Source organism: Streptomyces sp. NPDC104309 (assembly GCF_055584025.1).
The window spans coordinates 38506-52050 of record NZ_JBVJMV010000009.1 but is presented as its reverse complement, the minus strand read 5'-3'; the positions used below and the strand labels follow the sequence as shown (position 1 = coordinate 52050).

At 71.5% G+C, this 13545-nt stretch carries 12 protein-coding genes; 6 read left to right on the top strand and 6 right to left on the bottom strand.

Annotated elements, in window-relative coordinates; all coding sequences use genetic code 11:
• Positions 1–114: 114 nt before the first annotated feature.
• The 3 genes from ACZ68L_RS15430 to ACZ68L_RS15420 form a co-directional block, all read right to left on the bottom strand.
• A complete protein-coding gene (locus tag ACZ68L_RS15430) occupies positions 115–999 on the bottom strand; it encodes a DUF5707 domain-containing protein (RefSeq protein ID WP_469577307.1) in 885 nt (294 codons plus the stop codon).
• 260 nt (positions 1000–1259) lie between these two features.
• Positions 1260–4463: a sacsin N-terminal ATP-binding-like domain-containing protein gene (locus ACZ68L_RS15425; protein ID WP_469577503.1), complete on the bottom strand. Its 3204-nt coding sequence runs from the start codon at positions 4461–4463 to the stop codon at positions 1260–1262.
• A gap of 425 nt (positions 4464–4888) precedes the next feature.
• On the bottom strand, positions 4889–5824 hold the full coding sequence (locus tag ACZ68L_RS15420; protein ID WP_469577306.1) for a DUF3027 domain-containing protein: 936 nt from the start codon (positions 5822–5824) through the stop codon (positions 4889–4891).
• A 433-nt stretch (positions 5825–6257) separates the two neighbouring features.
• On the opposite strand from ACZ68L_RS15420, the gene ACZ68L_RS15415 reads away from it, so the two are divergent.
• From ACZ68L_RS15415 to ACZ68L_RS15400, 4 genes are read left to right on the top strand one after another with little or no spacing between them, the layout of a single operon-like run.
• Complete coding sequence (locus ACZ68L_RS15415; RefSeq protein ID WP_469577305.1) at positions 6258–7679, top strand: MFS transporter; 1422 nt, start codon at positions 6258–6260, stop codon at positions 7677–7679.
• A 27-nt stretch (positions 7680–7706) separates the two neighbouring features.
• Positions 7707–8186 carry a DUF2771 domain-containing protein gene (locus ACZ68L_RS15410; protein ID WP_469577304.1) on the top strand — a complete coding sequence of 160 codons (480 nt, stop codon included), beginning with the start codon at positions 7707–7709 and terminating at the stop codon, positions 8184–8186.
• A gap of 28 nt (positions 8187–8214) precedes the next feature.
• The gene (locus ACZ68L_RS15405; protein ID WP_469577303.1) at positions 8215–8982 is read left to right on the top strand and encodes a futalosine hydrolase; all 768 of its coding nucleotides are present in this window, start codon (positions 8215–8217) and stop codon (positions 8980–8982) included.
• Positions 8963–9829, top strand: a complete 867-nt coding sequence (locus ACZ68L_RS15400; protein ID WP_469577302.1) for a 1,4-dihydroxy-6-naphthoate synthase — start codon at positions 8963–8965, stop codon at positions 9827–9829. Before ACZ68L_RS15405 ends, ACZ68L_RS15400 begins: the two co-directional genes overlap by 20 nt.
• Before the next feature lie 32 nt (positions 9830–9861).
• Here ACZ68L_RS15400 and ACZ68L_RS15395 read toward each other — a convergent pair whose 3' ends face one another.
• Positions 9862–10245: a cold-shock protein gene (locus ACZ68L_RS15395; RefSeq protein ID WP_351081896.1), complete on the bottom strand. Its 384-nt coding sequence runs from the start codon at positions 10243–10245 to the stop codon at positions 9862–9864.
• A 220-nt stretch (positions 10246–10465) separates the two neighbouring features.
• Between ACZ68L_RS15395 and ACZ68L_RS15390 the strand changes: the two genes are divergently transcribed.
• Positions 10466–10690, top strand: a complete 225-nt coding sequence (locus tag ACZ68L_RS15390; protein ID WP_469577301.1) for a hypothetical protein — start codon at positions 10466–10468, stop codon at positions 10688–10690.
• A gap of 307 nt (positions 10691–10997) precedes the next feature.
• Here ACZ68L_RS15390 and ACZ68L_RS15385 read toward each other — a convergent pair whose 3' ends face one another.
• Positions 10998–11345 (bottom strand): LuxR C-terminal-related transcriptional regulator, encoded by a 348-nt coding sequence (locus ACZ68L_RS15385; RefSeq protein ID WP_469577300.1) that lies wholly within the window; start codon positions 11343–11345, stop codon positions 10998–11000.
• Positions 11346–11686: 341 nt separating this feature from the next.
• Positions 11687–12811, bottom strand: a complete 1125-nt coding sequence (locus tag ACZ68L_RS15380; RefSeq protein ID WP_469577299.1) for a hypothetical protein — start codon at positions 12809–12811, stop codon at positions 11687–11689.
• Between the two features lie 257 nt (positions 12812–13068).
• Between ACZ68L_RS15380 and ACZ68L_RS15375 the strand changes: the two genes are divergently transcribed.
• Positions 13069–13320 (top strand): hypothetical protein, encoded by a 252-nt coding sequence (locus ACZ68L_RS15375; protein ID WP_469577298.1) that lies wholly within the window; start codon positions 13069–13071, stop codon positions 13318–13320.
• Positions 13321–13545 lie beyond the last annotated feature (225 nt).

Here is a 13545-nt window from a genome sequence, read left to right as displayed (position 1 = left end):
GCGAACGGGCCGTGCCCGGGAGGACGGGAGCCGTCCCCGGACACGGCCCGGAGTGATGCGTGGTGGTGCTGGTGCGTACGGAGAAGTACGCGGGAACTACTGCTTCGGGAACTGCTACTTCACGTCGACGAAGTCGCCCGCGGTCGTGACGGCCGGGGTGGTGGACGTACCGGCGAAGCTGTAGCGCCAGTAACCGTCGACCGTGGCCTTGACCGTGGTCTTGAGGTTGCCGGTGCTGTTCGTCTTGATGGTCTTGACGGTGGTGTAGGTGTTGCTGGTCTTCTTGCGGAACTGGAGCTTCACCGGCTGTCCGGTGTAGCCCTGGTACTTGAAGGTCTCCCAGTTGGCCCGCGAGAGCTTGCCGGTGACCGTGATCGTCCCGCCCTTCTTCACGGGCTCCGGGGCGGCGTCGACCGTCAGCTTCGACAGCCGCTGCACCCGCGCGGTGCTGAAGAAGTCGGTGTAGGCGAAGTCGTTCTGGTTACCGGCGAGCGCAGCCGCGGTGACGTGCCAGGTGCCGGCCAGGGAGTTCTTGTACAGGTCGTAGCGCGGGTAGATCGTGTAGGTCAGCTTGCAGGTCGAGGTCGTCGCGTTGACCTTGGTGCACTTCGCGGCGTCCTCGTTCGGCAGGATGGCCCCGTCCAGGGTGTTCTCCGAGGACGGGTCCGTGCCGTGCCACAGGTCGGCGTAGGCGTCGGCGACACCGGACGCGTGCGACGCGGTGACCGAGATGGAGATCGTCTTCGCGGCCGTGGTGCCGAGGACGATGTCCTTGCCGCCGTTGACGACGACCTTCGAGATGACGGGTTCCGCCGTGGCCGCGCGGGTGGCCGCGGCGGCCTTCGACGATCCCTTGGCGGCGGTGCCGAAGACCTCGGCACCCGACGTCGGCTTGTGCAGGTTCGCAGCAGAGTGGTCGCCCGCCTGGGCGGCCGGAACGGCCAGAGCGGAAAGAGCCAGGGCGCCGGATACGGCAGCAACAGTGGCACGAATGCGCATGTGTTTCCCCAGTGGAGAAAGGGGCCCCGCGAGTACGTGGTGCGACCCGGGCGGGGCTCGTTCGGTCAGAGAGTCTGCTGACTCGACAGACCAGACCTGCGACAGATGTGAAGGGTTGTACACGAGGGCGAAAATTTCCTGCGAAGACCATCTGTTCGAGGACCGCGAGGACTTGGGGCGGGGACCGCGGGTACTTGGGCGGGGACCGCGGCCGGGCGCCGTCGCCGCGGGGCGAGGGCACGCGGCCGGGGTACCCGTGCTCAGTCGAACCAGCGGTCCCGGGCCAGTTCCTTCGTACGGGACGGGTCCTCCAGCAGCGCCGCGACCTCGAAGCGGCGCGGCCACTGACCCGCCGCCCAGGCCAGCCCCGCCGCGACACCTTCCAGCGTGGCGGCGTGCACGGTGCCGTCGGGGGTGCGGCGCCAGTCCAGTTCGACGCCGCCCGCGCGCAGTTCGCCGTGTTCGAGGTACGCGTCCGGGGTTCCGGCGCCGAGCAGCACCCGTACCGAATCCGGCACGCGATGCTCCTCGCCCTCCGTCGTCACCTCGGCCTCGACGCTCTCGCCGAGCCGCCGCACCTGGAAGAGCTCGGCCAGATCGGCCGCGCGCGTCGGGGCGACCGGCAGCAGCGGAAGGCCACCGGTGAGCGGCAGCAGGTCCGGGGCGTCCGCGATCACGGCGTCCGCCGCGTCGACCACCCGGACCTCGCCGTCGACCACGGCCCGCAGTTCGTCGGGGAGCGTGACCTGTTCCGGGTCGAGATCGGCCAGCGCCGTGTACAGGGAGTGCAGTTGTACGGGGCCGACCTCACGGTCCTCGTCCGCGAGCCGGCCGAGGAGTTCGGCGGCGCCGCCGGGCTCGTCGAGGAGCGCGGCCACGGACGTCCGTACGCCGAGGGCGCGCAGCACCTGGGCGTCGTCGAAACCGGTCGCGTCGGCGGAGTCGTACAGTCCGGCCAGCCGCGGGTCGCCGGACGCCGCCCGCAGACCGGCCGGACGGCGGCCGTCGAGCACGGGGTGGTCGCGCAGCCACCAGGCCGTGTACGGGCGGACGGACTGCGTCGTACCGTCGGGCAGCAGCACCCGTACCGGCTGGGTGAGCGCGTCGCGCAACGGCGGCCGGGCGAGCAGCGCGAGCGCCTGCGGCCAGGCGTCGTCGTCGACGAGGTCCAGGTCGCGGACGGCGACGAGTTCGGTGGCGACCGGCGGCACAGGAGAGTCGGGCAGCTGGTCGAGGATGTCCTCGCACCACACGTCCACGGCGTCGAGCAGACCGGCGTCGTCGGGTTCGGCGAAGTCGCCCACCCGGGGCTCCAGTTCGTCCGGGTCCAGGACGACGTCGGCGGCCCGCACGAGGGCGAAGGTGGCGAGCACTCCGCAGGCGGTGAGCGGCTGCGCTCCCCAGCGGTCGGTCAGTTCCTGGTCGCAGAGGGCGAGTTCACCCTCCCGCATGATGGCTGCGAACGGGCTTCCGGGCAGCACGAGTTCACCGGCGGGCGCGAGTTCGCCGTCCTCGTCGGGAAGGGCGAGCGCGCCGAGCCAGGGTTCGTCGCCGGGTGCCAGTTCGGCATCGCGCACGAGGGTGAGGACGGTCTCGGCGAGCTCGTCGGCGTCCAGCGCGTCCTCGTCCCAGATCTCGCCCGCGTCCAGCGAACCGGCGACGGCGGCCCGCACCTGCGGGGTCGTCAGCACGGCGCGGGGCGTGGCGGGCAGGGCGCCCAGCTTCTCCAGCAGCGGATGAGCGGCTTCCGGGTGGGCGACCTTCAGCCCGAGCCGGGCGAGGCGCTCCAGGACCGGACCGGTGAGGGCGTCCGGGAGCGGGAGGAGGACCTGGCGGGGGCCGATGGTGGTGCGGGGGGCGGCCGGGGGCCCGGCGTCCGCCACCGGCCTGCCGGCGAGCGGGACGGGCAGGCCGGACAGCCGGTCCGGGTCGATGCCGGACAGGCTGTCGTACAGCCGCCGCCACCAGCCGGGGTCGCGTTCCAGCCCGGCGAGCCGGTCGATCGCCTCGGTCAGCGGGACGCGGGCGACGCCGAGGGTGCGCAGTTCGCTGCGGCGCTCCAGTCCGGCGGGCAGCAGACACGGCAGGACCTCGGCGAGCACCCGTACGGTCTCGGCGCCGACGCCTTCCAGCACTTCGGCCTCGATGGGGCGCAGCGCGGCGGTGGCCGCCTCGCGGATGCCCTCCGCCGCCGCGTCCCAGCTGTCCCACCGGTCCGCTTCGGCGGTGGGCTCGCGCCGGGCGGCGGGCTCCAGGAACGCGACGCGCGGCAGCCGCTCCAGGATCGCGCCGCGCAGGGCGCCGTCCAGTTCGCCCTTGCCGAGCGGGCCGGGGACGAGGTCGATGGTGTCGATGGACAAGGGCTGCCAGCCGGCGAGCAGCTCGGCGTACGCGTCGGCCGCGCGCTGCACCAGGAAGTCGGTGAGCGGCCCGGGGGCGGGGTGGCGGCGGGTGGTGTCGAGCGGCAGCGACGCGATGAGCAGCGCGGGAATGCCGAGGGGTTCGTCGGTGGGCGTCGGTGCGTGGACGACGGGGGCGGTGCGGGGGCGTACCGGGGCGCCCTCCGCGTCCACCGGGACCGCCCAGGTGACCGACCAGTGCGGGCGCAGCCGTTCCTCACGGGGCCGGTCGGCGAGCAGGGCGGGCTCGACGGCGCCGTGCCGGACGGCGGTGCGCCAGCGGTGCGTACCGCGCGCGGAGTCCTCGACGTGGGTGTACGGGCCGTGCTGCGAGCGCCGCAGCGTCCGTACGGTGTCCGGGGTTTCGATCACGATCTCGTCGAGGCCGCGCAGGGTGAGCAGGAGCGCGTCGTCGACCGCGGTGAGCAGCCGGACGACGAGGTCCTCGGCGCCGCCGTCGCGCAGCGGGAGGACGACGACGGTGTCGTATCCGTCGGGTGCGGTGCCCTCGGCGGGCAGCGGGAGCCGCAGCAGCGGTACGTGGCCGTCGCGGCGGCGGAGCTCGTCGCCGAGTCCGGGGCTGGCGACGGCCGCCCGTGCGGCGAGGTCGCGGGCCTCGGCGAGGGACCAGCGGACGCCGCCGTGCCGGCCGACGACGGCGGGCTCGTCGCTCACCGCGAGCACGGCGGCGAACCCGACGCCGAATCTGCCGACGGCGCCCTCGTGGCCCTCGCGCTTGGCGGAGGCGCGCAGGGTGGAGAGCGATTCCACGCCGGTGGCGTCGAGCGGGGCGCCGGTGTTGGCGGCGGCGAGTACGGCGGGGGCGTCCGCGGTCGCCGCGTGCAGGGTGAGGCGGAGCCGGCCGGGGACCTGTGCGCGGGCGGCGGCGTCGGCGGCGTTCTGCGCCAGCTCGACGACGAGGCGGTCGCGGTAGCCGCCGAGCGCGAGGTCCTCCTCGGCGTTGGCGTCCTCGCGGAACCTGGCGGGGCCGGCGCCCCAGGCGTCGAGCACACCACGTCGCAGCCGTGCGGTCCCGAACGGATCGGCCCCCTCGGTCGCATTCATGCTCACGCTCTGACTCCGCTCTTCTCCGGTTTATGCGTTGCCCGTGGGGCCAAGTGTGCGCCTGAAGGTACCGGGTCCTCTCGCCGGACGGGGCGCCGCGAACGGCACTCCACGCGGGGGGTGGCGCATCTGCCCCGCTCACGGGGCCCGGTTCCGTCCGCGAACGCCGGAGGGGCCGGGGCGTGGGCGAGCCGAGGACCTCTCGTCCGGATCAGCCCGGATGAGCCGCGGACGTCCTTGCGCGCCGGGTGCTCCCACGGCCGAGGCCGCCCTGCGGACCGGGGCGCCTCACCGGAGGGACGGCCGGATCAAGCCCGTCCGTCGGGGACGGAACCGGTACGTCGGCGGGCCCGGAGCCCCGGTGGCCGGGCACGCCGGGGAAACCAGGAGCCCCGCGCACCGCTCGGAGGCCACCCGACAGCCTCTCAGGAGTGGCCGAGGTCCTCCGTGGGGGTGTCCGGTTCCGCCGGGACCGAGCCGGAGTCCCGGGCCGGGCGCAACGGGTACTCGTCCACCTGCATCGTGTCCAGCGCGTGCGGCGCCGGCTTCGGCGGCTTCGGCATCACCGCCGCCTCCGAATGCCCGCCGCACCCGTACGACAGCGACACCACATGTCCGTCCGCCGGACCGAACTCGTTCGCGCACACCCCGAACGCCTGCTTCAGCGAACCCGCCAACGGCACCAGGAACGCGCAGGTCACACACGAGGCCGGGGCCGCCTGGGCCATCGGCGTCTTCGCGCCGAACGCCTCGTCCCACCGGTCGGCCGCCGCATGCAGCCCGTACCGCGACAGCACCCGCGCCCGCCGCATGCCGAGCTCGTCCGCGACCGCCGCGATCGAGCCCCGGCTCGTCGTCGCGGGGCGCGTCGTCAGTTCCGCGTCCTCCGCGTCGACGAGGTCGGCCATCTCCTGCGAGATCTCGGAGACCGCGGAATTCGGCGGCGGCTCCTCGTCGCCGGTGTAGCCGGGCTCCAGGCGGAGGTCGTCCGCCTCGGTGGGCAGCAGATCGCCGGGCCCCATGTCCCCGGGGCGCAGCCGCTCGCTCCACGGCAGCCACTCGGGGGCGAGGAGCGCGTCGCCGCCGGGCAGCAGAACCGTCTCGTCGAGGGTGACGTTCTTCGCGCGGGAGGCGCGCGCCACGGTCACCGCCCAGCGCCAGCCCCGGTAGCCCGGGTCCTTGCACTCGAAGAAGTGCGTGACGACCCGGTCGCCCTCGGAGACCACGGCCACATGCTCACCGACAACCCCGGGCGCGGCTGCCTCCTCGGCCGCCGCGCGGGCGAGATCTACCGCCTCGGCGCACAGACGGTCGGGGACAGGGGTACGGGCCGTACGGCTTCGCGTCGTCGCAGCACTCACAGGTCTCGCTTCTCTCCTACGCCAGTCTCACGAGTGCGCCAGCACATCCATCGATTTCGGCCATGACGGATGCGGGCGGAGCGGACCTGGGGGCCGCGTCGACGTCCACACCCGTTGTGCCTGCCTCGGGCGCACCTTCTGCCATCCATTCTGCGGGATCGCCGATAGGCGCGCGGCCGAGGACAACCGCCGGTGGCGCGCTAAGCACGCTACCCTCTCCGCCGCCCCCCGCCCACCTGCCCGTCCCAAACGAGGCCGTATCCGGCTCCGTGCCCGCGCGAAGACCGCCCCACAACGCCCGACGGCCACCGGCCGGTGCCACCGGATCCGCCCGGCCCGGACCGGGCGGACGACTGGCCCGACAGGGCGGAGTGCATCCGCGCCCCGCTCCGATCCCGGTTCGTGGGTGCCATCACTGGGGCACTATGACGAAGTGACTTCCGCCAGGTCGCACAAGGATTCCGGCCCGCTCCGCAGGACGGGCCGGACGATCGGTCATGCCCTGCGGACCCCGTTCACCGGCACCGCGAGAGGAATCCGGAAGGCGACGCACGCCCACGGCGCCGGCGAATCCGGGCTCGGCAAGCTGATCGAGCTGCACGCCGTGAACGGCGCGGGCGATGTGATGATCACGATCGCGCTCGCCTCCACGGTGTTCTTCTCCGTACCGACGGACGAGGCCCGCGGCCGTGTCGCGCTCTACCTCGCCGTCACCATGGCGCCCTTCACCCTTCTCGCCCCCGTGATCGGCCCGCTCCTGGACCGTCTGCCGCACGGCCGCCGGGCCGCGATGGCCGGCGCGATGCTGGCCCGCGCGGTGCTCGCGCTCACCATGGCGGGCGCGGTCGCCACCGGCGGTCTGGAGCTGTATCCGGCCGCGCTGGGCGTCCTGGTCTGCTCGAAGGCGTACGGAGTGGTGCGCAGCGCGGTCGTGCCACGCCTGCTGCCACCCCGCTTCTCCCTGGTGAAGGCGAATTCCCGGGTCACCCTGGCCGGGCTCCTGGCGACCGGTGTCGCCGCCCCGATCGGAGCGGGGCTGCAGATCATCGGCTCCGGCTGGCCGCTGTACGGCGCGTGCGCGATCTTCATCGGGGGAACCGTCCTCGCCTTCACGCTGCCGCCCAAGGTCGACTCCGCCAAGGGCGAGCGGAAGGCCCAGCTGGTGCTGCCGCACGGCGTGACGTCCGCCCGGCCCGCGACGAAGCGGAACGGAAAGGGCGGCAGGGCGAGGCGCCGGGAGAGCAACGGGGAGAAGCGGCCCGGCCTGCGGTCCGTGGGGCCGTCCGTGCTGAACGGGCTCCAGGCCAACACCGCGCACCGCGCGCTCTCCGGCTTCCTGATCTTCTTCCTGGCGTTCCTGCTGCGCGAGCAGCCGCTCGCCGGACAGAGCGCCGCCGTCTCGCTCGGCATCGTCGGCGTGGCGGCCGGTGTGGGAAACGCGGTCGGTACGGCGGTCGGCTCCTGGCTCCGGGCGCGCGGCCCCGAGGCGATCGTCGCCGCGGTGCTGACCCTGGCCCTGGGCATCGCCGTGCTCGCCGCCCTGTTCTTCAGTGCCGTCATGGTCGCCGCACTCAGCGCGACGGCGGGCTTCACCCAGGCCCTGTCGAAGCTCTCGCTGGACGCGATGATCCAGCGCGACGTGCCAGAAGAGGTGCGGACATCCGCGTTCGCCCGGTCCGAGACCGTGCTCCAGATGGCGTGGGTGATCGGCGGCGGAATCGGCATCGCCCTCCCCCTCAACGGCGTACTGGGCATGTCGGTCGCCGCCGGCATCCTCGCCCTGGGCGCGGCCACGTCCGTACGGGGTCTGCTGAGCGCCGCTCGGCGCGGCTCGCCGCACCCCCGCGTGGCATGAACCGGAGCGACCGATAGCCTTCGGCCCATGACCGTTGCGTTCTTCTCCGGTAAGGGCCGTCGAATCGGCGTCGCTCTTGGTGCCGTGTCCGCGGGACTCCTTGTCCTCTCCGCCTGCGACAAGCCGACGCCGCTCGCGACCGTAACGGTCGGTGGCAACGTGGTGACCTCCGAGGCGTCCTGCTACAACGACGGCAAGGCCCTCAAGACGTCCGAGATCCAGGGCTGCCTCAACAAGAAGGCCGACAAGACCGTCAAGGTCGCGATGGACGACAAGGTCCGCTTCGGCGTCGACCCGGAGATCGCGAACAACGGCTGGACCCTGTTCATCAACGGCCAGCAGGCCGAGCAGGAGCCGTACAAGAAGACCTACCGCTCCATCCCGGGCAGCGCCTTCTTCTCCAGCCAGACCGGCGAGACCTCGAACAAGACGCAGGTCAGCATCGTGGAGACCAAGGGCAAGCAGCTCACCGGCGTCTGGCACTTCGAGCTGAAGAAGACCTCCTGACCCCCTCCTGACCTCGGAGGATTCCCCCGTGCGTGTGCTTGTCGTGACCGCTGTCCCCGCAGAACGGGACGCGGTCACGCGTGCGTTCGGGGACGGGTCCGGGGTGACGGTGCACGAGGTGCCCGGCGCTCAGGTCCACCGCGTGACCGGCTCCGGCGTGGTCGACGTCCTCGCCGGCGGCGCGGGACCGGCCGCCGCGGCGGCGGCCGCCGCCTTCGCTCTCGGCGCCGCGTCCGCGCCGCACGACCGCGCCTCCTCCGCACCGCACGGTCCCTCTGCCTCCGTGCCGTACGACGTCGTCGTCTCGGCCGGGATCGGCGGCGGGTTCGCACCCGTCGCCCCGGTCGGCTCGCTCGTCGTCGCGAGCGGCATCGTCGCCGCCGATCTGGGCGCCGAGACCCCCGAGGGCTTCGTGCCCGTCACCGGTCTGGGCTTCGGCCGCGACCGGTTCACGCCACCGCCCGCGCTGGTACGGGACGTGGCCGCCGCCACCGGCGCGCTCACCGGCGAGGTCCTCACCGTCTCCACCGTGACCGGCAGCGCCGAGCGTGCCGCCGCCCTGCTCGCCACGCACCCGCGGGCCGCCGCCGAGGCCATGGAGGGCTTCGGCGTCGCCGAGGCCGCCGAGCGGTCGGGCGCTGCGGTGCTGGAACTGAGGGCGGTCTCGAACGCCGTCGGCCCGCGCGACCGGGACGCCTGGCGCATCGGCGACGCGCTGGCCGCGCTCACCGGGGCGTTCGGGAAGCTCGTACCCGTACTGGAAGGTTGGACCCACCATGACCGACACGACGCATGACCCGTCGAACCCGTTGCACATCGCGTTCTCGCCGTGCCCGAACGACACCTTCGTCTTCGACGCCTGGGCGCACGGAAGGGTCCCCGGCGCGCCCGCCCTCGATGTCACCTTCGCCGACATCGACATCACCAACGGAATGGCCGAGCGCGGCGAACTGGACGTGCTCAAGGTCTCGTACGCGGTGCTGCCCTGGGTGCTGGACGAGTACGCGCTGCTGCCGTGCGGCGGGGCGCTCGGGCGGGGCTGCGGACCGCTCGTCCTCACCAGGGAGGCCGGCACGGATCTGACGGGGAGGACCGTCGCCGTGCCCAGTGAGCGCTCCACCGCGTACCTGCTCTTCCGGCTCTGGGCGGCGGAAGTGGTGCCGGGCGGGGTCGGCGAGATCGTCGTCATGCCGTTCGACGAGATCATGCCCGCCGTGCGCGACGGGAAGGTGGACGCCGGTCTCGTCATCCACGAGGCCCGTTTCACCTACCGGAACTACGGGCTGCACAACCTCGCCGACATGGGCCGGCACTGGGAGGAGACGACCGGGCTGCCGATCCCGCTCGGTGCGATCATCGCCAAGCGCTCGCTGGGCGCGGACAGGCTGAAGCTGCTCGCCGAGTCCGTGCGCACCTCGGTACGGATGGCCTGGGACGACCCGGAGGCGTCACGGCCCTACGTGCTGGAGCACGCCCAGGAGATGGACCCGGCCGTGGCGGACCAGCACATCGGGCTGTACGTCAATGAGTTCACGGCCGACCTCGGCGAGGACGGTTACGCGGCGATCCGCGGACTGCTGACCCGCGCCGCGGCCGAGGGGCTGGTACCGCCCCTCGGCCCGGACGCGCTGTCATTCGTCTGAGATCCGGCGGAAGGCCGGGGCCGGACCCGGTCCTACACGTCGAGCTGGTCGGCGACCGCGCGCAGCAGGCTGCCGATCTTCTTGCCGGCCGCCTTGTCGGGGTAGCGGCCGCGCTCCAGCATCGGCGTGATGTTCTCCAGCAGGGTGGTCAGATCCTGCACGATGGACGCGAGCTCGTCCGGCTTGCGGCGCTGTGCGGCCGCGACGGACGGGGTCGGGTCCAGGACCGCCACCGAGAGCGCCTGGTCTCCGCGCTGACCTGCCACGACGCCGAATTCGACGCGCTGACCTGGCTTGAGTGCGTCGACGCCGTCGGGAAGCACCGAGGAGTGCACGAAGACGTCGCCGCCGTCGTCGCGGGAGAGGAAGCCGAAGCCCTTCTCGCTGTTGAACCATTTGACCTTGCCAGTCGGCAAAGCACGCACCCCATCTCAACCCGTATGCAACCTGTATGCCGGAACAAAGCCTCAGCAGGTCAGGCTATCCAGTGGCGGTGCTCCCCTGCTGGCAGAAGCCTCCACAGGTGAAGTACCCCTCGTCAAGCCTGGTCATCCGGACTGTGTCCAGAAACGGTGCTTGCGCCGCGCACGGCTCGCCGCGGGACGTTTCACCGGTGTCGGCAACTACCCTGACGGGGTGAGCACTACTCCTTCTGGCGCTGGCGACCGGCTCGTCCGGATCGGCGCGATCGTCTTCTTCATCGGAGCGCTGGCCACGCTGGTCACGGTGGCCCCGCTGTTCCTCCACACCCATCCGCTTCCGTCCATCGCGTGGTCGCTGTGCATGCTGATGGGCGTCGGCTTCCTGATCGCCGCGGCGGGCGTGGTGCGGTCGGTGCGGGCGGGCGCGCCGAAACGGTAGGGCGGGGGGCGCCCGGCGGGCCGTATCGGCCTCGCGCAGTTCGCCGGGAACATCGAGTCGCCGGCCGATGCCGCGAACAAGATCAACGCGATCAGTACGGGTGTGCGCCGCGCTCAGTGGGTGGTGGACGACGGTACGCACGGGTTCGGCATGTACGGCCAGCGCGCCGGTTCCGGCTGCTGCCGCCGTACGCGGACGACCGCGCGGTTCGCCTGGCCCGCTCCTCATGGCCGACGCGATCGAGCGCATCGGCCATGAGGAGCGGCTGCGGCACCGGGTCTACCCGAAGCGAGCGGACTCGGTCACCTTACGCAACAGTAGGCTCGCGCCAACGGCCCGGAATCTTACCGAGATGCCGGGAGCATGACAGATCGGTACACAGCGAGCCGTGGGCCAGGGCAGAGACGATCGCGGCCTGTGTCCGTGTCTGCTGCCCCAGCTTGGCCACGATGTTTGCGATGTGCGCCTTCACCGTGCGTTCGGCAATCCCCAAGTCCCTGGACAGCTCGCGGTTGCCCAGGCCTGTCCCCAGCAGCAGCAGAACCTCTCTTTCTCGATGTGTCAGGGTCTCCAGCCGCCAGACACCGGGTTCCGGGTTGTGGCCGGTTCGCCGGTAGGAGCAAGCCGTGTCCGCCACGTCGGACCGATCGGTCATTCCGGTCCCCTTCTGGACGCCGCGATTCCCAGCAGACCCCCGTGGCCTGGGTGCTGCGGCGACCACCGGCCAACCTATCCGCTCGGTCATTCGATGTTCATTTCATTCTGGCGGCGCCAACTTTCACCTCCCACAAGGGCATTGCCCGAAAAGGAGGGGCGGCCTGTCGGGGTGATGTCTGAAAAGACGAAGGACTTACAGCGACGCGGCTCGCGCCGCCACCGCACCACCGGAGCCCGGCCGACGGTGAGCAACTGATCCGACGAAGGGACGACCTCAACGCGGAAGCCCCGCACCGTACTGGTGCGGGACTCCCCATATGCGCGGCTCGCGCGACCGTCCTACTTGAACTTGCCGTAGTAGCCCGTGAGATCGGCCTCCGGGCACGTCGCCGACCCCACCAGGCAAAGCTCGTTCGCGTACTTGCGCTTGTAGACGTCCGTGACCTTGCCACCGTTATAGATATATATGTGGTGGTTCGGCATCAGCCGATGCTTGCCGGAGATGATCGACCAGTTTCCGCCGGTCGTCACGTGCATCGAGATCGCGCCGTCGATCGCTCCCTTGACGCCTCCCAGGCCCTTGCAGAAGGGATTCGTGGCGTGTGTGACCAGCCGCACGTCCACGTACGTGCTGCCCGACCCCATCTTCTTGGCCTTCATGTCCTTGCCGCTGGCCGTCTTGGTGGCGACCAGCTTGCCCGTCTTCTTGGCGTAGACGTGGCTGGCCCCGATGTCCTTGTAGCCGTCGACCTTCTTCGACTTCCACGTGATCAGCGCGTTCAAGACGGTCCGGTACTTCGACGACTTCCAGTCGTAGCCGTGGCCGTCCCCGCCGAACTGGAAGTTGCGGCCGTAGTCGCAGCCTGCGAGCGGTGCGTCGACCTTCTTCTGGGGTATGAACGTCATCCACGTCACCGTGGTGGTTTTGGCGACCGCCGCCGCAGTCGCCTGTTGCACGGCCTGCCGACGCAGCGCGCTCAGCTGGTCTTCTCCCCTGCGGACCGTGGGGACGGACACCTGCATGCCCCATACGCGGGCTTTCGGACTGCCGCCCTTGGGCAGGATGGGTGCGACCCGGTAGGTATGGCGACTGCCCGCTTGCAGTCCGGTGTCGTGGAAGGACGTGACCCCGGCGCCGAGCGGGGCAATGTCCTTGCCGTCACGGCTCACGACATAACGGGCCTGCGGGTCGTACCCCTGCCAGGAGATGTCCACGGAGGAGGTCCCGGTCGCGGTGGTGATGCCCTGGTCGGTCATCGAACGGTCGACCACCGCCGTACGACTCGAAGACGTCCGCAGCACGGCGAATCCCTGACTGTTCAGCAGGCGGCCCTCCGCACTTGAGGAGGCGAAGCCACTCACGTCCGTCAGCTCGTGCGCGCGCACCGAGGACAGGGAGAAGGCGGAGGAATCCGGGCGAGGGGCACGCCCTGGCGAGGCGGCGGCCGTGACCTCAGTCGCCAAGAGCGCGAGGGGGACCACAGCGAGTGACGTCAGCTTCGCAGCACGACCTGTCAGCTTCACAAACTTCTCCCGTTTTTGGATCTCATGCGGTCGCCGCAACACTAGGAACCAATCGAGGCAGCCGATATTGACCCATCGGGCACTGCCCCAAAGGGCACTGCCCCAAAGGGCACCCTCCGCCCACCGCGACGAGCTGCCATGATGGGACTCACGGGATACCGCTCCCGCGCAGCAGCCCCGCAGAGAAGGACAGCGAAATGCCCACCGGACAATCCGACAGCCCCGCGTCGCTCTACGGCGGCGCCTCGTCCACCCTGGGCATCCTCGCCTGCCTCCTTTCCCTGTTCGCCGGCTACATAGGAGCCGGCATCCCCGTCATCTTCGGCGCCTTGGCGGTCACCCTCGCGGCCATCGGCTTCTTCGCCGGGTCCCCTCGCCGCTCCTGCATCCTGGGTCTGTGCACCGGGCTGTTCGGCTTCCTCCTGCCCGTCATCGTCACCGCGGCCTGAACACTCGCGCAGCAGAGGGCGCCCACCTGAGTCAGGTGGGCCCGTCGTTCAGGTGTGTACCGCTGCCGGGCAGGTGTTGGCGCCGGTCGAAGCACCCCCGGTATCTCCAAGTCCCGGGCGAGGTGCACCGGTTGCTCGGGTCGAGCGTGGATGCGGAGTCGCCCGTGTGGTGAACCGAGGCGCGGGCGACCGCCGCTGTGGAGGAGGCCGGGCTGCTTGCCGGGT

Excerpts from the sequence above, each read along its gene's own strand:
- ACZ68L_RS15430 (WP_469577307.1), bottom strand. The coding sequence starts at position 999 with ATGCGCATTCGTGCCACTGTTGCTGCCGTATCCGGCGCCCTGGCTCTT.
- ACZ68L_RS15425 (WP_469577503.1), bottom strand. The coding sequence starts at position 4,463 with ATGAATGCGACCGAGGGGGCCGATCCGTTCGGGACCGCACGGCTGCGA.
- ACZ68L_RS15410 (WP_469577304.1), top strand. The coding sequence starts at position 7,707 with ATGACCGTTGCGTTCTTCTCCGGTAAGGGCCGTCGAATCGGCGTCGCT.
- ACZ68L_RS15400 (WP_469577302.1), top strand. The coding sequence starts at position 8,963 with ATGACCGACACGACGCATGACCCGTCGAACCCGTTGCACATCGCGTTC.
- ACZ68L_RS15385 (WP_469577300.1), bottom strand. The coding sequence starts at position 11,345 with ATGACCGATCGGTCCGACGTGGCGGACACGGCTTGCTCCTACCGGCGA.
- ACZ68L_RS15375 (WP_469577298.1), top strand. The coding sequence starts at position 13,069 with ATGCCCACCGGACAATCCGACAGCCCCGCGTCGCTCTACGGCGGCGCC.